The following is a 25,314-nucleotide window of genomic DNA, read 5'->3' as shown; positions in this document are numbered from 1 at the left end:
CACGGCCCTCTGTCTCGTTCGACGCGCCGGGACGCCCGACGGTTCCACTCGGGACGAAATCGGCCGGTCCGATCCGGGATCGAGCGGTCAGATACCCCGCTCGATCACCGCGGCGGTGACGCGGTCGTCGATCGACGACACCGGGTTCTCCCGTGCCACCCAGGGGTCACCGTCGAAGTACTTCGCGAAGATCTTCTCGGCCGTGCGGGTGGCGATCGCCTGCGTCGTCAACGTCGGGTTCGGACCTCCGAGACTGTTGGCGAGCGCCGAGTTGTCGGCGACGAACAGTCTCTTCACCCACCGGGCCTCCGCGTCGGCGTCGAGCACCGAATCCCGGTCGCTCACTCCCATCCGCATGCTCGACTGCGAGTGCAGGATCAGCGGTGGCCAGTCGCAGCGATGCACCCTCTTCGCGCCCGCCGCTCTCATCAACTCGACGGCCTTGCGGGTCGCGTGGTCACGATTGCGGCGGGTACGCGCCGAGCGCCGACGATGCTGCACGGTCACCCGCGGCGCCAGACCTGCTTCGTCCGGGTACAGGATCGGCGAAAGCGTCACGCGGTTGTCCGGTTCGACGTCGTCGTCCGAGATGACGAGCGCCGCGAGGACCCGGTCGGCGTCGGCCATCGTATCGAGCAGGTCGCGTCCGACGAGCCTCCCCACGCTGTCGGCCCCCGCGGAATCGACGACGCCTCCGGCACGTCCGTACCCGTGGATGCCGGAGTCGCTGAAGTTCAGCGCGTACGCGATCAATGCCGGGGGCAGGCCGACCTGCTCGATCCCGCCGTAGCCGGGCAGATCGACGCGCGCGTTGGAACCCGGGCCGCGCGTCTGCCCGGTGTACTCGTCGAAGACGCCGAAGACCGCGTCCATGTGGTGGTCGGTGAGGCCGCGGCCGACCCAGCCGTTCGGATTCGGCAGCACCGAGTTCAGCCACAATCGTGGGCTCTCGATGCACCCGGCCGCCAGCACCACCACCGGGGCGGTCGCTTCGTGCTCGTCCTCTCCCGTCGTGAACCGCACTCGCGCGCCACGGTCTCCCCGTTCACCTCCTCGACGAGGATCTCGAAGACCACTGCATCGGCGATCAGGGTGACGGCACGCCCCTGGGGTGACCACGCGTCCGCGGTGAGCATCATCGGCACGTACGAATTGTCGGTGGAGCGTCTGGCCTTGAGATTCCGCGGCGCCCCCAGCGGCAGATAACAGCCCTGATAGCAGTGCCCGCACATCGTGCAGCCCCGCGCTTCGGGATGGTGCAGACGCGCACGGTCGCGGGTGCGGCCGGCGGTACCACCGGGTTGGAGGATCGCGTTCTGCTGTGCGCGGTGGGCGGCCACGGTGGTATCGAGCGAGGTCTGGTGTGGCAGACCCATGGCCGCTGCTCCCCGCAGGAACAACTGCTCCTTGGCGCCCATCGGGGCAGTCTGCACCGGCAGCGTGGCCTCCACCCACTCGTAGTAGGGACGCAGTTCGTCGTATCCGAAGGGGAACAGGTGCGCCGTGTCGTACATGTCGCGGTCGGCGCCGTCGTATCCGGAGAATACGCCGGGTGCCGCCCGCGGCGAGTTGCCGAAGAAGTGGAGCGTGGTGCCACCGACGCCGGATACCTGCCACACGAACGAATTCTGAGGCAGATCTCGGAGCCACGGCGTGCCCGAGCGGTCTCCCGGTCCGTGGCGGAACAGCCCGGTGATCGGATTGTTGAGGTCGTCCTCGAAATGGGTCCACTCGTTCTCCGGGTCGGCGAAGCGGGGACCTGCTTCGAGAACGAGCACGTCGAGCCCGCGCGCCGCGAGTTCCTTGGCCACGACGGGTCCGCCACCCCCGGCGCCGATGACGATGACGTCGGTCATCTATCCCTCCACCTCGTCGATTTCGCCGTAGTAGCCCAGGAACTCGTCCCACCCGTCACTCGGCCCTGCATAGCGGCTCAACTCCCAGCCGACCGGCCGCCCCGTGAGCTCGCGCCGAGTACGGTTGTACGCGGAGACCTCCGAGAACGCCGCGAAGGCCGCCAGCGTGGGAATCGCGTTGACCACGAATTTCAGCACCAGACCTTCGAAACGCGGGTCGGTGTCGAGCCATTCGAAGACCTGCGCCTTCGCGGCATGACTCAGGTTCGCGAACGGCGCTGCGAACGGACCACTCACCGAACGCGGGTCGGCGGTGACACCGAAAGTGTTGAGCAGCACCGCGATCGCCGCGGCGCCGGGCAGGTTGCCCGCCTCGGGTCCGAGCAGCGGCATCGGCGAGGCCTGGTCCAGGGTTCGCTCGAGGGATTCCGCGGTGCCGGCGGTGACGCCGCCGGGCCGGTCGGTCCACACGCCCTGTTGGTGCGAGTACGGGTCGTTGCCGGGTGCGACGAACGCGAGCACCCCGTTGATCGTGTCGCGTACGGGCGGCGTCTCGTTCAGCGGACTCGCGTCGGCTTCGCTCGCGAGCACCCCTGCGGTGCCGATCAACGCCGCCATCGTCGCGGCCGTCCCGGCGAGAAAACGCCGCCTGTTCCAGTACCCGTGCTGCGGGTCGTCCACGTCGCCCCCTCGTCGTTGCCGTGGTGCAGCGTACGAGATGTCGTGGAACGATTGCGGAATGTCGTCCGGATCGTCCGGCGGGTCGCACGGACCGGTGGAGCGATCCACGGAAATCGGGTAGCTCGCTACCCGTGCCGTCCGCGCACGGGGCGTGCAGGATTCGAACACGGCCGATCGGTGCGACGGGGTGGGAATCATGTTGCAGAAGAAGAGGGAGAGCAACCGGTTCGCGTCCGTCCTGGAGACACTCCGAGGCCGGGACGATGCTCCTGCTGATCGTCCCGGCGACGAGCGTCGCGCCGACGTTCTTGCGCCGGCCTCGGACACGGCACCTGCCGGACTGCGCAATGCGACGCCTTCGCGATTGCACATCACCGACGCGGACGGCCGGACGCTCGCGTGCGCACCGCTCGAACGTCGCGTACCGACCGACCCGCAGCGGCAGTGGCCCTGGGAGGCGCTGATCCGCCACGGATAGGTCGTCCCCTCCGCGCCACAGCGGAGACACATCTCGGCGGCACCGAGGCTCGTTCCCGCCGCCGTCTGCACACTGTCACGTTGTGGTGCATGCTCGTGACCAGCGTGGCGGTGCCGGTGGCGGCTTTCGCCACTGGCTGGTGAGGATCGCGGAGGCTCCCGTCGTCGGTGAACCGGTATCCGTGAGGACCGAAGTGCCGGACAACGACCTCCACGACTGCCGCCATCCGAGTTCGAGGATCTCGTCCCTGGACCGACGGTTCACCCCGCCGTGCCGGATCGGGACGATCCTGTGAACGGATTCGAGCAGCGCACTACACAGCGGGAGGACCCATCGCGGTGAAACGGACCGCACCGGCAGCCGGATGCAGGACAATTTCGATAAGGCGAGCGCCCATCGAGAGGAGCCGTGATGAGCACGCCGAGGACGATCACAGGCGAAGTGAGCCCGGAGCGCGATTGCCCGAGCGACTCGTCGCTGGTGCGGTTGATATACCACCGCAACTTCCTGCTCCCGATCGGTGAGGTCTGGGCGGCACTCACCGATTCGGAGAAGCTGGGCCGTTGGTACGGCACGTACATCGGCGACCCCGCTACGGGCCGTGTGCTCCTGACCATGACGGACGACCACGATTCGGCCACCACCTACGTCGACATCCTCCGGTGTTCTCCCCCCGAGGGATTCGCCGTCGACGTGGACGGGTGGCAGCTCGAGGTGGTGCTGCGTCAGGTCGGGAAGGTCACCACCCTCGAGTTCACACACCGGCACGTCCCGCGCTCGGAGGCCGGAGAGATCGGGCCGGGGTGGCAGTACTACCTCGACCGCCTCGACGCAGCACTGGCCGGCACCCGCCCGCCGTTGTGGGACGACTACCTCGACCTGGTCGACGAATACCGCTGACCGGCGCCTTTCGCTGCAGTGATCCGCCCGACGAGCACCACCGGAAATCTCCATCGACGAGTACCGCAGGCCGTACAAGGTGGACGAGGTCGCCAACGACCGGATCGAGGAGGTCTGGTTCACGGGCGTCCACTCCGACGTCGGCGGTGGATTCGAGGACTGCCGGAACAGACGAGCGCGACGGCGACGCCGACCCGGATGAGCCGCATCTGGTGGCTCATCGGGCGAGGAACTCGTGAGATCCTCGGCGGGGCACGATCGCCCGAAGGACTGAAGATCCACGAGAGCGTCGAGCTCCGGGAGGACGGTCTGGCGACCCGGCTACGGAATCCGCACTGGGTCGATCCGGAGTGGTACACGCCGAAGCGCTACGACCTCGAGGTATCCGGCCATACGAACCGCCGGACCGCGCCGCTCCGCCCCCATCGGAGGTCTCGGCGCACCGGGGTCGGTCACAACTCCCGTGAACGCGACAGCTCCGCCGACCTCGCCCTGAGGTGGCGCCGCTCGGGTTCGGTACCGGCGAGCTCGAGCGCCCGCCGATACGCTTCGGCCGCTTCACCTTTCCGGCCGACCCGAGCCAGCAACTCGGCTCGTGCCACCACGTACGGTCCGTAGTCGCGGATACTCGGCTCGTCGGCGAGTCCGTCGAGGAGTTCGAGTCCGGCCGCGGGCCCGTCGCGCATCGCGACCGCCACGGCGCGGTTCAGTGCGACGATCGGTGACGGGCTCAGGGCGGTCAGTACGTCGTAGAGGGCGACGATCTGCGGCCAGTCGGTGCTGTCGACGTCGCTCGCCTCGTCGTGCAACGCGGCTATCGCGGCCTGCACCCCGTACGGGCCGGGTGGTCGTCCGGTGAGTGCGGCGATCACCAATGCGCTGCCCTCCTCGATCATCGCGCGGTCCCATCGGGTGCGGTCCTGCACGTCGAGCAGCATGACGGCGCCGGTCGGGTCGGTGCGTGCGTCCCGGCGGGCATGGACGAGCAGCATCAGCGCGAGCAACCCGCTCACCTCCCGTTCCGTCGGCATCAGACGGTGCAGGATGCGAGTGAGGCGGACCGCCTCCTCTGCGAGGGCGAGGCGTTGCAGATGTTCACCGCTGCTCGCGGCATAGCCCTCGGTGAAGATCGAGTACAGCGCCGCGAGCACCACCGGCAGGCGCTCCGGCAGCTCGTCCGGTCCGGGTACCCGGAACGGGATGCGGGCACCGCGGATCTTCTTCTTGGCCCGCACGATCCGCTGGGCCATCGTCGGCGACGGGACGAGGAAGGCCCGCGCGACCTCGTTCGTCGTGAGACCACCGAGGCAGCGCAGGATCAGCGCGACGCGGTCGTCCGCCGCGAGGGCGGGGTGGGCGCACGTGAAGAACAGTTCGAGGCGGTCGTCCGTCAGTTCTCCGGCATCGGGCGGTTCGTACGACGCGCGACGTTCGGTGTCGACGGCGAGTTCCGCCAGTCGCGTCGCATACACGCGGTCGCGGCGCACCCGATCCAGCGCTCGGCGCCTGGCCGTGGTGAGCAGCCAAGCGCCCGGACGCTCGGGCACACCGTCGACCGGCCAGTGCACGAGCGCCGCCTCGAGTGCCTCCGATGCGACCTCCTCGGCGAGGTCGAGGTCGCCGAAGCGATGGACGAGCGCGGCGAGGAGCCGGCCGTGTTCCTCGCGGAACACCGACTCGACGGCCGAGGCCGGCTCCCCCATCGCTCAGTCCCCGAAGTCGGCGATCGGCCGCACGACGACCGTGCCGCCGTCCCGCGATCCGGGACAGCGTGCCGCCCAGTCGAGTGCCTCGTCGAGGCTGCCGACGTCGATGACGTCGTATCCGCCGAGCACCTCGCGGCTCTCGCCGAACGGTCCGTCGGTCACCGTGCGTCGTCCGTCCGCGTCGACCTGCACGGTCGTCGCGGTGACGAGATCCTGCAGGGCGTGCCCGGACACGAGGACACCCGCGTCGCGCATCGCCTTCTCGTAGTCCTGCCAGTCCTCGACGGTGCAGGTGGCCTCGTCGGTCGTGGATGCGTAGATCAACAGCATGTACTTCATGGCGGTCGCTCCCGTCTGTGTGGTGTTCGTCCTACACCATCACGACGAACGGACACCTGCCGGATCGACGCCCGACGAGAAATTTTTTCTAACCGCTGTTGCGCAACGCCGTGGCGAGACCGTTCATCGTGATCTGGATACCGCGCCGGACACGGTCGGTGTCCTCACCGGCACGGAACCGGCGCAGCAACTCGACCTGCAGGTGGTTGAGCGGTTCGAGATACGGGAACCGGTTGTGCAGCGACCGCTCGAGCGCCGGATTATCCGCGACGAGCGAGTCGTAGCCCGTGATCTGCCGGTAGGCGTCGACTGTACGGGCGTGCTCGTCGACGATGCTGCCGAACACCCGCTCGCGCAGTTCGGTGTCCTCGACGAGTTCGGAGTACCGGGCGGCCAGGCCGAGATCGGACTTGGCGAGCACCTGCGCCATGTTCGACAGCACCGAACGGAAGAACGGCCAGCGACGGTAGAGATCCTGCAGGGTCGCCAACCGGTCCGGATCACCGGCCACCCAGTCCTGCACAGCCGTTCCCGTGCCGTACCAGCCGGGGAGCATCACGCGGCTCTGGGTCCACGAGAGCACCCACGGGATGGCCCGCAGGTCGCTGATCGCCTTCGTCTGCTTACGGGAGGCGGGACGGCTGCCGATGTTGAGGGCACCGATCTCCGAGACCGGCGTCGCGGTGGTGAAGTACTCGACGAATCCCGGTGTCTCGTGCACGAGTCGGCTGTACGCGGCGCGAGCGAGGTCGGCAAGTTCGTCGAGGATGCGGTAGGCCTCCGGCGCGTCCTTCCCGAGGCCTTCGACATCGAGCAAGCTCGACTCGAGGGTCGCCGAGACGAGCGCCTCGAGGTTGCGGCGGGCGAGCACCGGTTCGCGGTACTTCGCGGCGATGACCTCGCCCTGCTCGGTCAGACGCAACGAGCCCTGGACCGCGCCGGGAGGCTGGGCCAGGATGGCGTCGTAACTCGGTCCGCCACCGCGACCGACGGTGCCGCCGCGACCGTGGAACAGGCGCAGCCGGATCCCGGCGGTGCGCGCCGCCTCGACGAGATCGAGTTCCGCGCGGTAGAGCGCCCAGTTGGCGGTGAGATAACCGCCATCCTTGTTGGAATCGGAGTAGCCGAGCATGATCTCCTGCAGTCCGTCGTGTCCGTCGACGAGGCTGCGGAACTCGGGCACGGCGAGGGCGGCGGTCAGCGTGGCGGCACCGCCGCGCAGGTCGTCGATCGTCTCGAACAGCGGGATGACCTGCACCGTGCTGCGCGGATAGCCGCGGTCGAGGTCGAGCAGCCCGACCTCCTTGAGCAGGACCTCGACCTCGAGCAGGTCGGACACCGAGGTGCACATGCTGATGATGTAGTGCTCGATGGCGGCCGGTCCGATGCGACGGACCACGTCGGCGGCAGCACGCAGGATGCCCAGTTCCTTGGCTGTCTCGTCCGACAGGTGGGCGTCGGGGGTGGTGAGCGGGCGGCGGATCCGCAACTCCGCGGTGAGCAGCGCGACCTTGTCGTCCTCCGGCAGGTCGCGGTAGCGGTCGGTCACTCCCGCCCAGGAGAGCAGTTCGGCGACGACGTTCTCGTGGACCTCGGAATTCTGACGCAGGTCGAGTGGCGCGAGGTGGAAGCCGAAGACCTCGACGGCGCTGCGCAGGTGCGCGAGTCGATCGTCGGCGATCACGGTCGCTCCGCCGGCGCGCAGCGAGGCGTCGACGATGTTCAGGTCGGTGTGCAGGCGGGCCGGGGTGGCATAGGGCTCGCACGGGATACGCACCGTGTGGGGCAGATCCACGCCGGGCAGCAGCCTGCCCGCGGTGGCGGTGAGGCGAGCGCGGATACCGTGTACGGCGCGTCGGTACGGCTCGTCGCTGTGGGCGGGATTGTCGTCGCCCGAGTCGTCGGCGAGCTTCTTCAGGGCGCTGCTGATGGTCGCGGTGCGTTCGGACATCGACAGTTCGCGTTCGAGCGCGGCGAGTTCGGTGAGGTGATGTCGCAGCGCGGTCTCACAGGCGCGATTCGCGGCCGTGGTGACGACCTCGCCGTCGACGTTGGGGTTGCCGTCGCGGTCGCCGCCGATCCAGGTTCCCGGCCGGACCAGCGGTTCGGTGAGCACCGCCGCGTCGGGCCAGCGTCGCCGGAGTTCGCGTCGCACTTCGGCGTTGAGGGCGGGAACGACGTCGAACAGTGCGAGGTCGTAGTAGCGCAGACCGTTGTCGACCTCGTCGATGATCCTCAGGCGCGCGAGCCGGATGAGCGCGGTGTCCCAGAGGGTCAGGATGTGCCGGTACAGGGCGCGGTCGATTTCCTCGAGCGCGGCGGGTTCGTCGGTCCTCTCCCGGCGCCGCATGAGTTCGGTGACGGCGGTCTGGACGTCGAAGACGGTGCGTCGGCGGGTCTCGGTGGGATGAGCGGTGATGACGGGGGCGACGAGAGCCGACGCGAGCGCGTCGGTCACGGTGTCGGCATCGAGGCCCGGACCGGCGGCGTCGAGCTTGGCGTAGGTGGCGGCGAGGCTACTGTCCTGCGGTGGGTCGCCTGCGCGCACGTGCAGGGCTCGACGTCGTTCGCGGTGCAGATCCTCGGCGAGATTGGCGAGCAGACCGAAATGGCTGAACGCCCGGGCGACGGGAATCAGGTCGTCGGTGGCGACGCCGGCGAAGCGTTCGGCGAGTTCGGTGCGGTCGATCTCGGAGCGCCGGATCCGGAAACTCTCCACCCGGGCCGATTCGACCAGGTCGAAGGTCTCGGGTCCTGCCTGCTCACGGATGACGTTGCCGAGGATGCCGCCGAGCAGGCGGATGTCCTCGCGGAGGGGTTCGGTAGCAGAGGCAGGCACAGTGTCCGTCATACGGCCAGTATCTGTGCCCAGCGGCCGGGGCGCGACCGCGGCAGCGTCCGTGCACGTGCGGGGATCAGCTGAACTTGATCTGCAGTCCGATGCCGAGGATCGAGATCACCCAGATGATGCCGGTGAAGACGGTGAGACGGTCGAGGTTCTTCTCCGCCACCGTCGAGCCCGAGAGATTGGACTGGACTCCGCCACCGAACAGGCTGGACAGACCACCGCCCTTACCGCGGTGCAGCAGCACCAGCAGGATGAGCAACAGGCTCGTGACGATCAGGAGGATGTCCAGGAACAGTTCCATGTCGGTGTTCGATGTCCTTCGGATGGTGGGCGACGTCGGCGTCAGCTTACCCGCTCGTCCTGTGAGGACGCTGCGGGTGTGCCGGGGACGCCGGGTGGGCGAAATGCGGGCGGGGTGCAGCATCTCGTCGAGATCCTGCACCCCGCCCGATGCCGGTCGCTCTAGAGGAGCGGACCGCCTGCGGCGATCGCCGACAGCTGAGCGAATTCGTCGGCCTTGAGGGAGGCGCCTCCCACGAGGCCGCCGTCGACGTCGGTCTGAGCGATGAGCTCACCGACGTTCTTGGCGTTGACCGACCCGCCGTACAGGACTCGGACCGATGCCGCGACCTCGGGCGAGGCCAGTTCGGCGAGGGTGCTGCGCACCGCGGCGCACACCTCCTGTGCGTCGGCCGCCGAAGCGACCTTGCCCGTGCCGATGGCCCAGACCGGCTCGTACGCGACGACGATCTTTGCGATCTCGTCGGCGGACAGGCCGGCGAGCGAGTTCTTCAACTGCTCGACGTTGTACTCGACGTGGTTGCCGGCTTCGCGGACGTCGAGTCCTTCGCCGATGCACACGATCGGAGTGAGACCGTGCCGCAGCGCGGCCTTGGTCTTGTCGCGGACGATCTCGTCGGTCTCACCGTGCAGGGTGCGACGCTCGGAGTGCCCGACGATCACGTAGGTGCAGCCGAGCTTCGCGAGCATCGCGCCGGAGATCTCGCCGGTGTAGGCGCCGGAGTCGTGGACCGATATGTCCTGGGCTCCGTAGGTGATGCCGAGCTTGTCGCCCTCGACGAGGGTCTGCACCGAGCGGATGCCGGTGAACGGCGGGATGACCGTCACGTCGACCTTCTCGAGGTACTTCTCGGGAAGGGTGAACGCGATCTTCTGCACCAGGGCGATGGCCTCGAGGTGGTTGAGGTTCATCTTCCAGTTGCCCGCGATGAGCGGTGTCCGTGCCATGACCGTCAGCCCTCCAGAACTGCGATGCCGGGCAGTTCCTTGCCCTCGAGGTACTCGAGGGAGGCGCCACCACCGGTGGAGATGTGGGAGAAGCGGTCCTCACCGAGTCCGAGCGACCGCACGGCCGCAGCGGAGTCGCCGCCACCGACGACGCTGAACGCGCCCTTGCCGGTGGCCTCGATGATCGCTTCCGCTACACCCTTCGTGCCCGCCGCGAAGTTCTCGAACTCGAACACGCCCATCGGGCCGTTCCAGAACACCGTCTTCGCCGAGCCGAGGAGCGAGGCGAAGCGCCGCACGGACTCCGGTCCGATGTCGAGGCCCATCCATCCGTCGGGGATGGAGTCGGCCGCGACGGTCTGCGACTGTGCGTCGGCCGCGAACTTGTCGGCCACCACCACGTCCTGAGGGATGTGGATGACGTCGCCGAAGCGTTCGAGCAGTTGCTTGCAGGTGTCGATCATCGACTCCTCGAGCAGCGACGTGCCGACCGAGTAGCCCTGTGCCGCAAGGAAGGTGAAGCACATGCCGCCACCGATTACGAGCGTGTCGACCTTGGGTGCGAGCGCCTCGATGACCCCGAGCTTGTCGGAGACCTTCGAGCCGCCGAGCACCACGGCGTACGGACGCTCGGTGTCGGTGGTGAGCTTGGCGAGCACGTCGACCTCGGCCGCGACGAGACCACCCGCGTAGTGCGGGAGCAGCGTCGCGACGTCGTAGACCGACGCCTGCTTGCGGTGCACGACACCGAAGCCGTCGGAGACGAATGCGCCGTCGTCGCCGACGAGCTCGACGAGCTCACGGGCGAAGGCGAGCCGCTCGGCATCGTCCTTGCTGGTCTCGCGAGCGTCGAAGCGGACGTTCTCGAGCAGGAGGATGTCGCCGTCGGTCAGCCCTTCGGAACGCGCCAGCGCATCCTGGCCGACGACGTCGGAGGCGAGCTGGACGTTGCGGTCGAGCACCTCACCGAGTTTCGCTGCGACGGGCGCGAGCGAGTACTTCGGATCCGGCTCACCCTTGGGGCGGCCGAGGTGCGCGGTCACGACGACCTTGGCCCCGGCCTCCGCGAGCGTGCGGATGGTGGGCGCGGACGCGAGGATGCGGCCGGCGTCGGTGATCGTGTCGCCGTCGAGCGGGACGTTGAGGTCGGAGCGCACGAGTACGCCCCGACCCTCCACACCTGCGTCGAGCAGATCCTCGAGGGTCTGAACTGCCACTGTTCAAATGTCCTGTTCTACGAGTTTCAAAGAGACTTGCCGACGAGACCGACGAGGTCGGCAAGACGATTCGAGTAGCCCCACTCGTTGTCGTACCACGAGACGACCTTGACCTGCTCGTCGATGACCTTGGTCAGAGGCGCGTCGAAGATCGACGAGTGCGGGTCGGTGACGATGTCCGAGGACACGATCGGATCGGTGTTGTACTTCAGGATGCCCTTCAGCGGACCCTCCGCGGCAGCCTTCAGTGCGGCGTTGACCTCATCGGCGGTGGCCTTCTTGGTGAGGGTCGCGGTGAGGTCGGTGACCGAGCCGGTCGGGACCGGGACGCGCAGCGCGTAGCCGTCGAGCTTACCGAGCAGCTCGGGGAGCACGAGGCCGATGGCCTTGGCGGCGCCTGTGCCGGTGGGGACGATGTTCAGGGCGGCAGCGCGGGCGCGACGCAGATCCTTGTGCGGTCCATCCTGCAGGTTCTGGTCCTGGGTGTACGCGTGGATCGTGGTCATCAGGCCCTTCTCGATGCCGAACTCGTCGTTCAGCACCTTGGCGAGGGGGCCGAGGCAGTTCGTGGTGCACGAGGCGTTGGAGATGATGTTCTGCGTGCCGTCGTACTTGTCGTGGTTGACGCCCATGACGATGGTGATGTCCTCGTCGGTGGCAGGCGCCGAGATGATGACCTTCTTGGCGCCGGCGTCGATGTGCCCCTTCGCCTTGGCGGCGTTGGTGAAGATGCCGGTGGACTCGACGACGACGTCGACACCGAGGTCGCCCCACGGAAGAGCGGAGGGGCCCTCCTTGATCGAGAGGGCCTTGATCTTCCGATCGCCGACGACGATGTCGTCGCCCTCGACATGCACGTCCTTGTCGAGGCGCCCCAGGATCGAGTCGTACTTCAGGAGCGTCGCGAGGGTGTCGTTGTCGGTGAGGTCGTTGACGGCAACGATCTCGATGTCGGTGGTGCCGAGTGCCTTCTGTGCCTCGACCGCCCGGAAGAAGTTGCGCCCGATGCGTCCGAATCCGTTCACGCCTACGCGGACAGTCACAATGAAGCTCCTTTGCCCAGTATTCCGATGGTCGTACTTGTGTGACCTTCACCCTAGTGGGGTTCGGTCGTACTGTGGGGAGCCGCCCGGCCGTGGCGCGAACTCCCTTGCAAGCCTGCCCCGCTATGCCTCGTCCAGCAACTCAGCGGTGACGGCCGACTCCGTATCGGGGATCCCGAGTTCCTTCGCGCGACGATCCGCCATCGACAGCAGGCGGCGGATCCGTCCCGCGACGGCGTCCTTGGTCATCGGCGGATCGGCGAGCTGGCCGAGCTCCTCGAGGGACGCCTGACGGTGCTGCACGCGCAGCGCGCCGGCGGCAGCGAGGTGGTCGGGCACGTCGGCGCCGAGGATCGCCAGCGCCCGCTCGACCCGCGCGGCGGCCGCCACGGCGGCGCGTGCGGACCGGCGCAGATTGGCGTCGTCGAAGTTGGCGAGGCGGTTCGCGGTCGCCCGCACCTCCCGGCGCATGCGGCGCTCCTCCCAGACCAGCCGGGTGTCCTGCGCGCCCATGTGGGTGAGCAGCGCGCCGATGGCCTCGCCGTCGCGGATCACCACCCGGTCGGCGCCGCGCACCTCACGCGCCTTGGCAGTGACGCCGAGCCGGCGGGCGGCGCCGACGAGCGCGAGGGCGGCCTCCGGGCCGGGGCAGCTCACCTCGAGCGCCGAGGAACGGCCCGGTTCGGTGAGCGAGCCGTGGGCGAGAAACGCCCCGCGCCACGCCGCGGCGGAGTCGGAGACGCTGCCGCCGACCACCTGTGCCGGCAGTCCGCGCACCGGTCGTCCGCGACCGTCGAGCAGACCGGTGCGGCGGGCCAGCGCCTCACCGTCCTTCCCGACACGGACGATGTACCGGGAGCTCTTGCGCAGACCACCCGCGCCGAGCACCTGAATCTCCGCGGGATAGCTGTAGAGCTCGAAGATCTCGCGGCGGAGGCGACGTGCGATCGATCCGAGGTCGACCTCGGCCTCGACGACCACTAGCCCGGCGACGATGTGCAATCCCCCGGCGAAGCGCAGGAGGGCGGACACCTCGGCCTTGCGGTTGCTGATCCTGGTGACCGACAACCTGCTCAGCTCGTCCTTGACCTCCGCTGTCATTGCCACGAGACGCTCTCCCTCCCACCCCCGCGTGTGGCACGGACTCCACCGCGCGAGGACAGACATGTTTCCAGTGCCCCCGCCAACTTGGCGGGGTCGTGTCGATGCGTACCGGTCTCGGCGACGTCGACGAACGAGACGTCCGCTCCGAATCGGGCCGCGGACCGGCTCAGGTGCTCGCGCTCGCGTCCTTCCGGTACCGAGGCAGCATCCACGACGACGTGGTCGACACGGAAATCGGGGGCGTGCTGGGCGAGAACGTGCAGGTGGCGTTCCGCGGAGAAGCCTGCGGTCTCCCCCGGTTCCGCCGCGAGGTTGAGCACGAGGACCTTGAGCGCCGTCGTGTGGACCAGCGCCTCGTGCAGGTCCGGGACGAGCACGTGCGGGATGACGCTCGAGAACCAGGATCCCGGGCCGAGCACCACGAGATCGGCCTCGCACACCGCGTCGAGCGCAGGCGGGCAGGCCGGCGGATCGGCGGGAATCAGCCGGACCCGGCGCACCTTGCCCGGGGTGGTCGCCACCGCGACCTGCCCCCGGATGCAGCGGCTCACCCGCGGGTCGGATTCGAGTCCCGACACGTCGGCCTCGATGTCGAGCGGGATCGGCGACATGGGCAGCACACGGCCGCGCACGTCGAGGACGCGGGCGAGCATGTCGAGGGCGGTGACGGTGTCGCCCGCGACCTCGGCGAGCCCGGCGAGGATCAAGTTGCCGACCGAGTGCCCGGCGAGGGCGCCCGTGCCCCCGAAGCGGTGTTGGACGGTCTCGGTCCACACCCGGACCTCGTCGTCGCGGCCGGCGAGCGCTGCGAGCGCCATGCGCAGGTCGCCGGGTGGGACGACGCCGAGTTCGGCGCGCAGCCGTCCCGAGGACCCTCCGTCATCGGCGACGGTCACCACGGCGGTGACCCGGTCGGTGAGGCGCCGGACGGCACTGAGCGTCGCGTACAGGCCGTGTCCGCCACCGAGAGCAGTGATCGCGGGGCCGGGCACCGCCCCGGAGCTCGGAGCGCTCTCGGAGTACGGCGTGCTGTCGGAGTCGGGAGTCTCGGCGGCGTTCACTCGCGCCCCAGATCCCGGTGCACCACGTTCACCGTCAGATCCGGTGCCTGCTCGAGGCGTGCAGCGAGGGCCTCGGCCATCGCCACGCTCCGGTGTTTCCCTCCGGTGCAGCCCACTGCAATCGTCATGTAGCGCTTCCCCTCCCGACGGTAACCGGCGGTCGTCAGATCGAGCAGCCGGTGATAGGTGGCGAGATAGTCCTCGGCACCGTCGCGGGAGAGTACATAGTCGCGCACCGCCGCGTCCTGCCCGGTGTGCGGCCGCAATTCGGCGATCCAGTGGGGGTTCGGCAGGAACCGCACGTCGCACACGACGTCGGAGTCCATGGGCAGGCCGTACTTGAAGCCGAACGACTCCACGGTCACCCGGATGGTGTCGGATGTGGCGTCGCCGAAGGCCGCCTCGATCTTGCGACGCAGATCGGGCCCGGACAGCGCGGACGTGTCGATGACGAGGTCGGCCGCGGCCTTCACGGGAGCGAGCTGCTCGCGTTCGACGGCGATGCCGTCGGTGAGCGTGCGATCGGCCGTGTCGGACTGCAGCGGATGACTGCGGCGTACCTGCTCGAACCGCCGGACGAGCACCGAGTCGGCCGCTTCGAGGAACAGCACCCGGGTGTTGACCGGGCGGGCCGCCAGATCGGTGACGACGCGTTCGAGGTCGCCGGTGAACAACCGGCTGCGCACGTCCATCACCACGGCGAGACGTTGCAGCGGAGGTTCGGCCTGCACCGCGAGATCGATCATCGACAGCACCAACTGGGGCGGGAGGTTCTCCGCGACGTACCACCCGAGATCCTCGAGGGCGGTCGCCGCAGTACTCAGTCCGGCTCCGGACAGTCCGGTGACGACGATGACCTCGGCCTGCGCCGGCCGTTCACCGTCGACCCCCTGTTCCGAACCGTCCGCCATCCCCGGGATCCGACCCACTTCGGTCACTGTTCCGACTCCGCTCGTACTCCCGACACGCCGACGGAGCCATCATCGCCTACGGGCGTGTCGCCCGCATCCGCGGCCGTCGGGTCACCCGCAGGTGCCGCAGCCGGATCGCTCGCATCCGCGACGGTCGGGGCGTCGGTGTCCTGCGGCGACTCGGCCGGAGCCGGTACGTCGCCCCGCAGCGCCTCGAGGACGGCTTTCGCCGTGGCCTGCCCGATCCCGGGCACCGCGGTGATCTCCTCGACGCTCGCCTCGCGTAGCCGCGCGACCGACCCGAAGTGGGTGACGAGCGCCTTGCGTCGGGTGTCACCGAGACCACGAACCCCGTCGAGAGCGGAGGCGGTCATGCGCTTGGACCGCTTGCTGCGGTGGTAGGTGATCGCGAAACGGTGTGCCTCGTCGCGGATACGCTGCAGCAGGTACAGCGACTCGCTGGTGCGCGGAAGGATCACCGGGTCCTCCTCCCCCGGCACCCACACCTCCTCGAGACGCTTCGCGAGCCCGACGACCGCGACATCCGTGATACCGAGTTCGTCGAGGACCTCGGCCGCGGCCGCGACCTGCGGCGCACCACCGTCGACGACGAACAGGTTCGGCGGGTAGGCGAACCTGCGCGGACGGCCCGTCGCCGGGTCCAGTGCTGCTTCGGGCGCGAGGTCCCCGCCGTCGCCACCCTCCGGAACGGATCCGTCCGAATCGGCCTGTCGGGCGAGGTCGCGGTTGTGGCGGAGGAAACGCCGGCGGGTGACCTCGGCGATCGAGGCGACGTCGTCGGAGTGCCCGTCGCCCGCGGCGTGCTTGATGGCGTAGTGCCGGTAGTCGGACTTGCGGGGCAGTCCGTCCTCGAAGACGACCAGCGATGCGACGACGTCGGTGCCCTGCACGTGGCTGATGTCGACACACTCGATACGCAGCGGCGCCGAGTCGAGGTCGAGGGCGTCCTGGATACCCTGCAACGCCGCCGATCGGGCATTGAAGTCGCCCGCGCGCCGCAGCTTGTGCTGGGCAAGTGCTTCCTTGGCGTTGCGTTCGACCGTGTCGGCCAGTGCCTTCTTGTCGCCGCGCTGCGGGATGCGCAGACGCACGGGACCGCCGCGCAGACGCCCGAGCCAGCGGCTCATCTCATCCGGGTCGGGCGGCAGGGCGGGGACGAGCACCTCGCGCGGCACGGCACTGGTGGCGTCCGCGTCGTCGGTGCCGAGCGCGGCCTCCTCGCCGTAGAACTGGGTGAGGAACTGTTCGACGAGCAGCGAGAGTTCTTCGGCGTCGTCGGTCCCCTCGGCGGCCTCGACGCCTTCGACGTCGCGGTCCTCGGGACGGTCGAGCACGTCGCCGGACTTCTCGACGACCCAGCCGCGTTGACCCCGCACGCGACCGCCGCGCACGTGAAAGACCTGGACGGCCACCTCGAGGTCGTCGCCGGCGAACGCCACGAGGTCGGCGTCGGTACCGTCGCCGAGCACGACGGCCTGCTTCTCGAGTGCCTTGCGCAGTGCCCCGAGATCGTCGCGCAGGCGGGCTGCGGTCTCGAAGTCGAGTTCCTCCGCGGCGTCCTGCATCCGCTTCTCGACATCGCGGACGAGTTTGTCGGTGCGACCGGCGAGGAAGTCGCAGAAGTCCTCGACGATGCGGCGGTGTTCGTCGGCGGAGACGCGTCCGACACACGGCGCGGAGCATTTGTCGATGTAGCCGAGCAGGCACGGGCGGCCGATCTGCGCGTGCCGCTTGAAGACCCCGGCCGAGCACGTGCGCGACGGGAACACCCGCAGCAACAGGTCGAGGGTCTCGCGGATCGCCCAGGCATGCGAGTAGGGACCGAAATAGCGCACGCCCTTGCGGCGCGGCCCCCGGTAGACGAACAGACGGGGGTATTCCTCGTTCAACGTGACCGCGAGCATCGGGTACGTCTTGTCGTCGCGGTAGCGGACGTTGAACCGCGGATCGAACTCCTTGATCCAGTTGTACTCGAGTTGGAGTGCCTCGACCTCGGTGCGCACCACCGTCCACTCGACCCGGCCCGCGGTGGTCACCATCTGACGGGTGCGCGGATGCAGCGAGGCGATGTCGGCGAAGTACGAGTTCAGGCGGGACCGGAGATTCTTCGCCTTGCCGACGTAGACGACCCGGCCGTGCGGGTCGCGGAACTTGTAGACCCCCGGCTCCGTGGGAATGGAACCGGGGGCTGGGCGATATGTCGAGGGGTCGGGCACAGGTCCAGGCTAGTCGTCGCCCCTGACGGCTCCGCCGTCGTCGTGGCGCCTGACGGCTCCGCCGGTGTAGCGGGACTCCAGTTCGCGGAAACGCTCGAGCGCGTCCACGGCGCGTTCCCCGTCGCGCGCCTGGATGGCGACGACGGGCACGTACTCGTCGAACGGCAGTTCGAGGCGGGCCCAGGGGGCGCCCTGGTCGAAGAACAGCCCGCGCACGTCGGTCCACGGGATGTGTCGTTCGGCGACCACGTTGCGGACGGAGACGCCGTCGGCACCCGCCCGCAGCCGTGGGCGGGTGAACAGCAGGACGCCTCCGGTGAGCACGACACCGATGGCGAGGATCGCGATCTGGTCGACGACCCGCAGGTGCACGCCGGTGTCGCCGCCCCCGCGGAGCACGAGCGCCGCGAAGATGTGGATGGCCATGACGACGACCGCCGCCACGACGACCCAGCGCCGCATCTTCTCCGGGCGTACCTCGAGATCCCAGCCGGTCTCGTCGCGGGTCAACGCGCCGCCTTCCGCAGCCGCCGCAGGGTCACGGCGGTGTCGAGCGCGGCCGCGCAGGCCTGGCCGCCCTTGTCTTCCGCGGAGCCGGGCAGACCGGCGCGGTCGCGGGCCTGCTGTTCGGTGTCGGTGGTGAGAACACCGTTGCCCACGGGGGTGCCCTCGTCGAGCGCGATCCGGGTGAGGCCGTAGGTCACGGCGTCGCACACGTACTCGAAGTGCGGTGTGCCGCCGCGGATCACCACGCCGAGCGCGACGACCGCGTCGTGGGTGCGGGCGAGCTGCTGCGCGACGACGGGAAGCTCGATCGCTCCGGCGACCCGCTCGAGGGTGACGTCGGTGACACCCGCCTGCTCGGCGACACACTGTGCGCCTGCGATGAGGGCGTCGGAGATCTCGGTGTGCCAGCTGCCGGCGACGATCGCAAGGCTCAGCCCTGCGGCGTCGGCGAGCTGCAGGTCGGGCAGGCCTTCGCCGCTCATCAGGCGTCTCCCTCGTCGAACTCGTCGAGACCGATCAGGTCGTGGCCCATGCGATCGCGCTTCGTGCGCAGGTACGAGATGTTCTCGCGGTTCGCGCGCAACGGCATCGGGACACGTTCGGTGATCTGCAGGCCGTAGCCGTCGAGACCGACGCGCTTGGCCGGGTTGTTGGTCAGCAGCCGCATCGACGAGATACCGAGGTCGACGAGGATCTGAGCGCCGATGCCGTAGTCGCGGGCGTCGGCGGGCAGGCCGAGTTGCAGGTTGGCGTCGACGGTATCGGAGCCGGAGTCCTGCAGCTGGTAAGCCTGCAGCTTGTGCATCAGGCCGATGCCGCGTCCCTCGTGGCCACGCATGTAGAGCACGACGCCGCGGCCTTCCTCGGCCACCATCTCGAGGGCGGCGTCGAGCTGCGGACCGCAGTCGCAGCGCAGCGACCCGAAGACGTCGCCGGTCAGGCATTCGGAGTGCACACGCACGAGCACGTCGGAGCCGTCGCCGTCCGGGCCGGCGATGTCGCCGCGGACGAGCGCGACGTGTTCGACGTCGTCGTAGATGCTCTGGTAGCCGACGGCCGTGAAGTCGCCGTGCCGGGTGGGGATGCGGGCCTCGGCGACGCGCACGACGTGCTTCTCGTGCTTGCGGCGCCATGCGATGAGATCCGCGATCGAGATCAGGGCGAGTTCGTGTTCGTCGGCGAAGACCCGCAGTTCGTCGGTGCGCGCCATCTCGCCTTCGTCCTTCTGCGAGACGATCTCGCAGATGACGCCGGCCGGTCGCAGGTCGGCCATGCGCGCGAGGTCGACGGCGGCCTCGGTGTGCCCGGGCCGGCGCAGGACGCCGCCCTCCTTGGCGCGCAGCGGCACCACGTGACCGGGACGCGTGAAGTCCTGGGCGGTGGAGTTCGGGTCGGCGAGCAGCCGCATGGTGGCGGCGCGGTCGGACGCGGAGATACCTGTGCCGATGCCTTCCCTCGCGTCGACGGTGACCGTGTAGGCGGTGCCGTGCTTGTCCTGGTTGACGCTGTACATGGGAGGCAGACCGAGACGGTCGCAGTCCTCGCCGTCCAGGGGCACGCACAGGTACCCGGACGTGTAGCGGACCATGAACGCCACGAGTTCCGGCGTTGCCTTCTCCGCGGCGAAGATGAGGTCGCCCTCGTTTTCACGGTCTTCGTCGTCGACCACGACGACCGCCTTACCGGCGGCGATGTCGGCGACCGCGCGCTCGATGGTGTCGAACCTCGTCACTTCCCTGGACTCCAACTCTCGTATCCGGACGACTCGTGCTCCGCGTCCACTGTCGATCTCCACAGTACGACGCGTCAGCGCGCGTTCTGCAGGCGCTCCACGTACTTGGCGATCACGTCGACCTCGAGGTTGACGAGGGTGCCCGGCTCGGCGGTGCCGAGCGTCGTCAGCGACAGCGTGGTCGGAATGAGCGAGATCTCGAACCACTCCTGTCCGCGTTCCCCTCCGAGACCCGAGACCGTCAACGAGACACCGTCGACGGTGATCGATCCCTTTTCGACCACGTAGCGGGAGATTTCGGCCGGGAGCGAGATGCGCACCACAGTCCAGTTCTCCGAGGGTGTGCGGGAGACGACGGCTCCGGTGGCGTCGACGTGGCCCTGCACGAGGTGGCCGCCGAGGCGACTGTTCAGCGCGGCGGCGCGTTCGAGGTTGACGGAGCTGCCGACCGTGAGCTGTCCGAGCGACGACCGGTTCAGCGTCTCCTGCATTACATCGGCGGTGAAGGACCCGCCGTCGAGGACGTCGACGACCGTCAGGCACACCCCGTTGACCGCGATCGAATCGCCGTGCTCGGCGTCGGAGGTGACCAGCGGTCCGCGCACGGTGAAGCGTGCCGAGTCGGCGAGGTCCTCCTTCGCGACGATCTCACCGAGTTCCTCGACTATGCCGGTGAACATGTTCCGCTCCTTAGCTCCCGATCCGCGACCGGGTCCGATTCGGTTGTCCCGGTCCGGGACGAGTGTCGGTTGTCCCGGTCCGGGACGAGTGTCAACAGAATGTCCGAGCCGACGGTCTCGACCCGTTCCCGGCGGAACCGTAGCGCGTCGGAGATCGTGCCCACCCCGGCGTCCTCGACGGCGGCCTCGCCGGCTCCGAGCACGACGGGCGCCAGGTATGCCTGGATGCGGTCGACGCAGCCCGCTGCGAGGAAGGCGCCCGCGAGCCGGGGGCCGCCTTCGAGCAGCACGTCGGGTCGGTCGCCGAGCGCGTCGAGCACCTCCCCGATGTCGTGGGTGCGCAACACCAGCGTCGGCGCCGCGTCATCGAGAACTCTTGCGGAGGTGGGGATCTCACGCATACCGATAACGACCCTCAGCGGCTGGTGCGGCGCGAGTTCGCCGTCGGGCAGACGGGCGGTCAACCACGGGTCGTCGGTGAGGACGGTGCCGGTTCCGACGATGATGGCGTCGAGCCGGCTGCGCTGGTCGTGCACGCGCGCACGCGACTCGGGACCGGAGATCCACTTGCTCGTGCCGTCGGCGGCCGCGCTGCGACCGTCCATCGACGCGGCGTACTTCCACGTCACGTGCGGCCGGCCGGTGTGTTGCCGGTGCAGCCATGCCCGCAGCGGGCCGCGGGCGACGGTCTCGGCACCGAGACCGGGATGCACCGTGATGCCCGCGGCGCGGAGGGTGTCGGCGCCGCCCCCGGCGACGGGATTCGGATCGGCGACGGAGTAGTACACCGTCGCGATCCCCGCCTCGATGAGGGCCTGCGCGCACGGGCCGGTGCGGCCGGTGTGGTTGCACGGTTCGAGGGTGACGACGGCGGTTCCGCCGCGCGCGCGTTCGCCCGCGGCCTCGAGTGCCCGGACCTCCGCGTGTGGACCGCCGGGTGGTGCGGTGGCCCCGACACCTGCCACCGCGCCGTCCGCGTCGAGGATCACCGCTCCGACAGGCGGGTTGGGGCTGGTCGTGCCCCGCACGGCCTCCGAGGCGTCGAGCGCGAACTGGAGGGCTTCGGCGATCTCGGGTGCGGTCACGGCGCGAGCGTCAGGTGCGGGGACGCAGCCCCGGCCTGCGCCCGCAGTTTGCGGACCGCCTCACCGGGATCGGCGGCGCCGTAGACGGCGGACCCGGCGACGAAGCAGTCCACACCGGCTTCCGCGGCGGCCTCGATGGTGTCGGTGTTGATGCCACCGTCGATCTCGACGAGCAGACGCAGTTCACCCGAGTCGACCAGGCGACGCACCTGACGGGCCTTGTCGAGGACGTCCGGGATGAAGGACTGACCACCGAAGCCCGGCTCGACACTCATCACGAGCAGCGTGTCGAACTCCTTCAGGATCCCGAGATAGGGCTCGATGGGGGTGCCGGGCTTGACGGACAGCCCGGCCTTGCCGCCGGCCGCGCGGATGTCGCGGGCCACGGCGACCGGGTCGTCGGTCGCCTCCGCGTGGAAGGTGACGTTGTGGGCACCGGCTTCGGCGTAGGGCGGAGCCCATCGACCGGGGTTCTCGATCATCAGGTGACAGTCGAGCGGGATGTCGGTCGCCTTCAACAGCGACTCGACGACCGGGAGACCGAGCGTCAGGTTCGGAACGAAATGGGCGTCCATGACGTCGACGTGGAGCCAGTCGGCACCGGCGACGGCCTGCGCCTCGTCGGCGAGACGAGCGAAATCCGCGGACAGGATGGACGGAGCGATCATCGGGTGGGCCACAACCGACGAGTCTAGTCGGCGCCCTCCACCGGGTCGGACCTGCGTCGCACGCGCCGCACGCAGCCGAACCCGGCCGGAATCTCCGATCTCGGGCGCATTGGTGCCACCAAGTGGCCGCAATACCCGGAAGGCTGGCAGTCACCTACGAACCCAAGGATCATCGTGACCGATCTCCATCACCGCGAATCCCTCCCTCCCCGTCCGGACGGATCGAACACCGTCGACACCTTCCTGATCTCCGACGGAGCAACCGAACTCGTCGACTTCCTCGTCGCCGTCTTCGAGGCCGAGGAGGTGCCCGAAGCGCGCACCCTCGACCACGACGGGCTCCTCCTCCACTCGGAGGTGCGGGTCGGCGACTCCGTGCTCGTGGTCGCCGACCGGAAACCGGACTGGCCCTTCACCCCCGCCTTCGTACGGGTCCACGTGCACGACGTCGATGCCGTCCTCGAACGCGCCACGCAGCACGGCGCGGCGATCGTCACACGGCCTACGGACTTCTTCGGCGATGTCCTCGCCCGGTTCTCGGATCCGTCCGGCAATCTCTGGTGGATCCAGCGGCACGATCCCGGCGCCGACACATCCGCGTGGACGGACGATGCGGCAGCGGACGAGTCGGCGGACTGGTCGCACATCGCGAGTCCGGAACTCGGGTACATCCACTCGACACTCACCGAAGCCGTTCGTACCCTGCGGGATCCACGGTCTCGCGCGGTGTGACCGGCGGTCGCCGGACCGGCGCCGCGGGTCGTCAGACCAGGCGGGCGAGGGCGTCGAAACGATCGATGTCCTCGCGGTGGCAGACGTGGCTTCCGGCGGTGAGCAGTGCCGCGGTGCCGCAGGCGATCCCGAGAGCAAGCGCGTCCCGCAACGATCGTTCCTGCAGCAGTCCGACGACGAGTCCGGCGACCATGCTGTCGCCGGCGCCGACGGCGCTGCGCACCTTGGCCGCCAGGGCCGGCACCCGCACGGCCTCGTCGGCGGTCACCATGATCGCCCCGTCTGCGCCGAGCGAGACGACCACGATCTCCGTGACACCGCAGGTGACGAGTTCGCGCGCGGCCGCGATCTGCTCGTCGTCGGTGGCCAGCTCCCGCCCGGTCCACTCGCACAACTCGTCCAGGCTCGGTTTGACGAGGTAGACACCCGAATCGATGCTGGTCAGCGCATCGCCCGACGAGTCGAGGACGAACCGCGCGCCGGCCTCGTGCGCCGCCGCCGCGATGCGTCGGACGAAGGTGCCGGGTACACCGGGCGGGAAGCTGCCGCTCGCCACCACGTACTTCGCGCCTTCGGCGACCTTCTCGAGTGTCGCGAGGCAGCGTTCCTGCTCCTCGTCCGTCAGCTCGGGACCGGGTGTGACGAAACGGTATTCCTGACCGCTGCGACGGTCGATCGCCGTGAAGCACTCTCGGGTGGACCCGGTGATCGGGACGATGTGTTCCTCGACGTCGTCGTCGTCGAGCAGACCGCTCATCTGTTCGCCTCGCGCACCACCGGCCGGATAGACGGCGGCGGCCGAGGCACCGAGCACGCGCGCGACCTTCGCGACGTTCACTCCTCCCCCGCCGGCGTCGTAGAACGGTTCGTCGCAGCGGAGCTTGCGGGTGGGCACCACCGCGTCGGTGAAGGTCGTGACGTCGAGTGCCGGGTTCATGGTCAGGGTGACGATCTCGGGCATGACCGGAACCCTATTCGGCCCCGGCCGGCCGCGCGCGGAACTGCATCACGCCGCCGCCCGGTGCTTGCGCTTCTTCGCCCGGCCCTTGCTGCGACTCGCCACGGCGGAGCCGAGCATCAGCAGACGCATGGACCGCGCGGCGGCGTCGACGAGCAGGTCGTGACCGTTGGCGACGGCGTCCTCCAGGCGCATCGGGACGGGGATGATCGACGCGATCGCGCCGATTCCGACGTCGTGGACGTCGCGCGCCCCCTCGCCGAGCGACCCGGCGATGGCGAGCACCGGCACCCCGGCGCGCTGGGCGCGGCGGGCGACCTCCGCGGGCACCTTGCCGCGCGGGGTCTGGACGTCGATGCTGCCCTCGGCGGTGATGATCAGATCGGCGCGCGCGATCAGGGAGTCGAGATCGATACCGGACAGGCCGCTGTCGAGCAGCACGTCGAACCGGGAGGCGATCCGGGCGCCGATGCCCGCGGCCAGACCGGCACCGAGGCCGCCTGAGGCGCCGGTGCCCGCCCCGAACCGCACATCCAGCCCGTGTGCCCGCCCGTCCCGTTCGAGCACCTTCGCCCAGCGCTCCAGAGCGGCGGACAGCTCCTCGACCTGCGCGGGTGTCGCGCCCTTCTGCGGGCCGAAGACCCGAGCGACACCGGTCGGCCCACACAGGACGTTGTGGACGTTGCAGGCCAGGACGATCTCGGTGTCGGCGAGCGCCGGGTGCAGATCGTCGAGATCGAGACGCGCGGCGCGCGCGAGGTGCCGTCCCCCGTCGGGCAGTTCGTGGCTGTCGGCGTCGAGGATCCGGGCGCCGAGTGCTCGCAGTGCCCCGGCTCCGCCGTCGCTGGTGCCCGAGTCGCCGCAGCCGATGACGATGCGGCGGATGCCGTCGTCGAGTGCCGCGGCAACGAGTTCACCGACCCCGCGGGTGGTGGTGGCACCGGGATCACGGCGATCGGTGGGCACGAGACGAAGGCCGGCGGCCGAGGCCATCTCGACGACCGCCGTCCCGCGGGTGACACCACCGAGACGCGCCCAGCTCGCCCGCACCGGCTCGCCGACGGGACCGGTCACGGTGACCGGGACGAGCGTGCCGCCGGTGGCCTCGGCAAGGATCTCGGCGGTGCCCTCCCCACCGTCCGGAACAGGCACGAGGTCGACGGCGGCGCACGGCAGAGCCCGGCGGACTCCCGCACCGATCGCAGCGGCGACGCTGCGCGCATCGAGACTCTCCTTGAAACCGCTGGGTGCGACGAGCACGCGATGAGGAACCGTCAAAGCCATGACGACTCCGATCGTGAAACGGGACAGACCGTGGAACGG

Annotated in this window: 26 protein-coding genes; 4 read left to right on the top strand and 22 right to left on the bottom strand. The window is 69.3% G+C overall.

Annotation, left to right across the window (positions count from 1 at the left end):
- Window positions 1–87: 87 nt before the first annotated feature.
- The 3 genes from AC6CID_RS09655 to AC6CID_RS09645 are packed head-to-tail and all read right to left on the bottom strand — an operon-like array spanning window position 88 to window position 2,537.
- Window positions 88–1,023 carry a GMC oxidoreductase gene (locus AC6CID_RS09655; RefSeq protein ID WP_498353880.1) on the bottom strand — a complete coding sequence of 312 codons (936 nt, stop codon included), beginning with the start codon at window positions 1,021–1,023 and terminating at the stop codon, window positions 88–90.
- On the bottom strand, window positions 930–1,856 hold the full coding sequence (locus AC6CID_RS09650; RefSeq protein WP_498353879.1) for an FAD-binding protein: 927 nt from the start codon (window positions 1,854–1,856) through the stop codon (window positions 930–932). Before AC6CID_RS09650 ends, AC6CID_RS09655 begins: the two co-directional genes overlap by 94 nt.
- Window positions 1,857–2,537 carry a twin-arginine translocation signal domain-containing protein gene (locus AC6CID_RS09645; protein ID WP_230809435.1) on the bottom strand — a complete coding sequence of 227 codons (681 nt, stop codon included), beginning with the start codon at window positions 2,535–2,537 and terminating at the stop codon, window positions 1,857–1,859. It abuts the gene before it with no gap.
- A 196-nt stretch (window positions 2,538–2,733) separates the two neighbouring features.
- Between AC6CID_RS09645 and AC6CID_RS09640 the strand changes: the two genes are divergently transcribed.
- From AC6CID_RS09640 to AC6CID_RS09630, 3 genes are all read left to right on the top strand, one after another.
- Window positions 2,734–3,015 carry a hypothetical protein gene (locus tag AC6CID_RS09640; RefSeq protein WP_139192958.1) on the top strand — a complete coding sequence of 94 codons (282 nt, stop codon included), beginning with the start codon at window positions 2,734–2,736 and terminating at the stop codon, window positions 3,013–3,015.
- A 411-nt stretch (window positions 3,016–3,426) separates the two neighbouring features.
- Window positions 3,427–3,915 (top strand): SRPBCC domain-containing protein, encoded by a 489-nt coding sequence (locus AC6CID_RS09635; protein ID WP_019289288.1) that lies wholly within the window; start codon window positions 3,427–3,429, stop codon window positions 3,913–3,915.
- A gap of 46 nt (window positions 3,916–3,961) precedes the next feature.
- Window positions 3,962–4,117, top strand: a complete 156-nt coding sequence (locus AC6CID_RS09630) for a phospholipase effector Tle1 domain-containing protein (protein WP_094980519.1) — start codon at window positions 3,962–3,964, stop codon at window positions 4,115–4,117.
- Window positions 4,118–4,367: 250 nt separating this feature from the next.
- Here AC6CID_RS09630 and AC6CID_RS09625 read toward each other — a convergent pair whose 3' ends face one another.
- The 17 genes from AC6CID_RS09625 to rpe all read right to left on the bottom strand — a co-directional run bounded on the left by AC6CID_RS09625 (window position 4,368) and on the right by rpe (window position 22,313).
- Window positions 4,368–5,618, bottom strand: a complete 1,251-nt coding sequence (locus AC6CID_RS09625) for an RNA polymerase sigma factor (protein ID WP_498353878.1) — start codon at window positions 5,616–5,618, stop codon at window positions 4,368–4,370.
- Window positions 5,619–5,621: 3 nt separating this feature from the next.
- Complete coding sequence (locus AC6CID_RS09620; protein WP_019289286.1) at window positions 5,622–5,960, bottom strand: YciI family protein; 339 nt, start codon at window positions 5,958–5,960, stop codon at window positions 5,622–5,624.
- An 88-nt stretch (window positions 5,961–6,048) separates the two neighbouring features.
- Window positions 6,049–8,811: a phosphoenolpyruvate carboxylase gene (ppc, locus tag AC6CID_RS09615; RefSeq protein ID WP_064060302.1), complete on the bottom strand. Its 2,763-nt coding sequence runs from the start codon at window positions 8,809–8,811 to the stop codon at window positions 6,049–6,051.
- Between the two features lie 64 nt (window positions 8,812–8,875).
- Window positions 8,876–9,109 carry a preprotein translocase subunit SecG gene (gene secG / locus AC6CID_RS09610; protein WP_006551479.1) on the bottom strand — a complete coding sequence of 78 codons (234 nt, stop codon included), beginning with the start codon at window positions 9,107–9,109 and terminating at the stop codon, window positions 8,876–8,878.
- A gap of 161 nt (window positions 9,110–9,270) precedes the next feature.
- Complete coding sequence (gene tpiA, locus AC6CID_RS09605; RefSeq protein WP_033096619.1) at window positions 9,271–10,056, bottom strand: triose-phosphate isomerase; 786 nt, start codon at window positions 10,054–10,056, stop codon at window positions 9,271–9,273.
- A gap of 5 nt (window positions 10,057–10,061) precedes the next feature.
- Window positions 10,062–11,273, bottom strand: coding sequence for a phosphoglycerate kinase (locus AC6CID_RS09600; protein ID WP_006551477.1), 1,212 nt, complete (start codon window positions 11,271–11,273; stop codon window positions 10,062–10,064).
- A gap of 26 nt (window positions 11,274–11,299) precedes the next feature.
- A complete protein-coding gene (gene gap, locus AC6CID_RS09595; RefSeq protein ID WP_006551476.1) occupies window positions 11,300–12,316 on the bottom strand; it encodes a type I glyceraldehyde-3-phosphate dehydrogenase in 1,017 nt (338 codons plus the stop codon).
- A 123-nt stretch (window positions 12,317–12,439) separates the two neighbouring features.
- A complete protein-coding gene (gene whiA, locus AC6CID_RS09590) occupies window positions 12,440–13,423 on the bottom strand; it encodes a DNA-binding protein WhiA (protein WP_498353877.1) in 984 nt (327 codons plus the stop codon).
- The gene (locus AC6CID_RS09585) at window positions 13,414–14,481 is read right to left on the bottom strand and encodes a gluconeogenesis factor YvcK family protein (RefSeq protein WP_041803331.1); all 1,068 of its coding nucleotides are present in this window, start codon (window positions 14,479–14,481) and stop codon (window positions 13,414–13,416) included. Before AC6CID_RS09585 ends, whiA begins: the two co-directional genes overlap by 10 nt.
- Window positions 14,478–15,392, bottom strand: a complete 915-nt coding sequence (gene rapZ / locus AC6CID_RS09580; protein ID WP_006551473.1) for an RNase adapter RapZ — start codon at window positions 15,390–15,392, stop codon at window positions 14,478–14,480. Before rapZ ends, AC6CID_RS09585 begins: the two co-directional genes overlap by 4 nt.
- A gap of 23 nt (window positions 15,393–15,415) precedes the next feature.
- Complete coding sequence (gene uvrC, locus AC6CID_RS09575) at window positions 15,416–17,629, bottom strand: excinuclease ABC subunit UvrC (protein ID WP_219130323.1); 2,214 nt, start codon at window positions 17,627–17,629, stop codon at window positions 15,416–15,418.
- Between the two features lie 9 nt (window positions 17,630–17,638).
- Window positions 17,639–18,139 (bottom strand): PH domain-containing protein, encoded by a 501-nt coding sequence (locus AC6CID_RS09570; RefSeq protein WP_498353876.1) that lies wholly within the window; start codon window positions 18,137–18,139, stop codon window positions 17,639–17,641.
- Window positions 18,136–18,618: a 6,7-dimethyl-8-ribityllumazine synthase gene (ribH, locus tag AC6CID_RS09565; RefSeq protein ID WP_498353875.1), complete on the bottom strand. Its 483-nt coding sequence runs from the start codon at window positions 18,616–18,618 to the stop codon at window positions 18,136–18,138. Before ribH ends, AC6CID_RS09570 begins: the two co-directional genes overlap by 4 nt.
- Complete coding sequence (locus tag AC6CID_RS09560) at window positions 18,618–19,868, bottom strand: bifunctional 3,4-dihydroxy-2-butanone-4-phosphate synthase/GTP cyclohydrolase II (RefSeq protein WP_006551469.1); 1,251 nt, start codon at window positions 19,866–19,868, stop codon at window positions 18,618–18,620. Before AC6CID_RS09560 ends, ribH begins: the two co-directional genes overlap by 1 nt.
- Window positions 19,869–19,942: 74 nt before the next feature.
- Window positions 19,943–20,548, bottom strand: coding sequence for a riboflavin synthase (locus tag AC6CID_RS09555; RefSeq protein ID WP_498353874.1), 606 nt, complete (start codon window positions 20,546–20,548; stop codon window positions 19,943–19,945).
- On the bottom strand, window positions 20,533–21,633 hold the full coding sequence (ribD, locus tag AC6CID_RS09550; protein ID WP_230809443.1) for a bifunctional diaminohydroxyphosphoribosylaminopyrimidine deaminase/5-amino-6-(5-phosphoribosylamino)uracil reductase RibD: 1,101 nt from the start codon (window positions 21,631–21,633) through the stop codon (window positions 20,533–20,535). The genes AC6CID_RS09555 and ribD overlap by 16 nt, the downstream gene beginning before the upstream one ends.
- On the bottom strand, window positions 21,630–22,313 hold the full coding sequence (rpe, locus tag AC6CID_RS09545; RefSeq protein ID WP_006551466.1) for a ribulose-phosphate 3-epimerase: 684 nt from the start codon (window positions 22,311–22,313) through the stop codon (window positions 21,630–21,632). Before rpe ends, ribD begins: the two co-directional genes overlap by 4 nt.
- 162 nt (window positions 22,314–22,475) lie before the next feature.
- On the opposite strand from rpe, the gene AC6CID_RS09540 reads away from it, so the two are divergent.
- Window positions 22,476–23,033, top strand: a complete 558-nt coding sequence (locus AC6CID_RS09540; RefSeq protein ID WP_064060299.1) for a VOC family protein — start codon at window positions 22,476–22,478, stop codon at window positions 23,031–23,033.
- Between the two features lie 31 nt (window positions 23,034–23,064).
- Here AC6CID_RS09540 and AC6CID_RS09535 read toward each other — a convergent pair whose 3' ends face one another.
- Complete coding sequence (locus tag AC6CID_RS09535) at window positions 23,065–23,994, bottom strand: 1-phosphofructokinase family hexose kinase (protein ID WP_498353873.1); 930 nt, start codon at window positions 23,992–23,994, stop codon at window positions 23,065–23,067.
- Between the two features lie 45 nt (window positions 23,995–24,039).
- On the bottom strand, window positions 24,040–25,275 hold the full coding sequence (locus AC6CID_RS09530) for a glycerate kinase family protein (RefSeq protein ID WP_498353872.1): 1,236 nt from the start codon (window positions 25,273–25,275) through the stop codon (window positions 24,040–24,042).
- Window positions 25,276–25,314: the final 39 nt, after the last annotated feature.

Source organism: Rhodococcus sp. GQ147 (assembly GCF_059759155.1).
This window is presented reverse-complemented; position numbering and strand designations above follow the sequence as displayed.

Coding starts and splice junctions, on each gene's coding strand:
- tpiA (WP_033096619.1), bottom strand. CDS start 10,056: ATGGCACGGACACCGCTCATCGCGGGCAACTGGAAGATGAACCTCAAC.
- AC6CID_RS09650 (WP_498353879.1), bottom strand. CDS start 1,856: ATGACCGACGTCATCGTCATCGGCGCCGGGGGTGGCGGACCCGTCGTG.
- secG (WP_006551479.1), bottom strand. CDS start 9,109: ATGGAACTGTTCCTGGACATCCTCCTGATCGTCACGAGCCTGTTGCTC.
- AC6CID_RS09555 (WP_498353874.1), bottom strand. CDS start 20,548: ATGTTCACCGGCATAGTCGAGGAACTCGGTGAGATCGTCGCGAAGGAG.
- AC6CID_RS09635 (WP_019289288.1), top strand. CDS start 3,427: ATGAGCACGCCGAGGACGATCACAGGCGAAGTGAGCCCGGAGCGCGAT.
- AC6CID_RS09530 (WP_498353872.1), bottom strand. CDS start 25,275: ATGGCTTTGACGGTTCCTCATCGCGTGCTCGTCGCACCCAGCGGTTTC.
- AC6CID_RS09535 (WP_498353873.1), bottom strand. CDS start 23,994: ATGCCCGAGATCGTCACCCTGACCATGAACCCGGCACTCGACGTCACG.
- ppc (WP_064060302.1), bottom strand. CDS start 8,811: ATGACGGACACTGTGCCTGCCTCTGCTACCGAACCCCTCCGCGAGGAC.
- AC6CID_RS09620 (WP_019289286.1), bottom strand. CDS start 5,960: ATGAAGTACATGCTGTTGATCTACGCATCCACGACCGACGAGGCCACC.
- AC6CID_RS09625 (WP_498353878.1), bottom strand. CDS start 5,618: ATGGGGGAGCCGGCCTCGGCCGTCGAGTCGGTGTTCCGCGAGGAACAC.
- rapZ (WP_006551473.1), bottom strand. CDS start 15,392: ATGGCGGACGGTTCGGAACAGGGGGTCGACGGTGAACGGCCGGCGCAG.
- ribH (WP_498353875.1), bottom strand. CDS start 18,618: ATGAGCGGCGAAGGCCTGCCCGACCTGCAGCTCGCCGACGCCGCAGGG.
- AC6CID_RS09640 (WP_139192958.1), top strand. CDS start 2,734: ATGTTGCAGAAGAAGAGGGAGAGCAACCGGTTCGCGTCCGTCCTGGAG.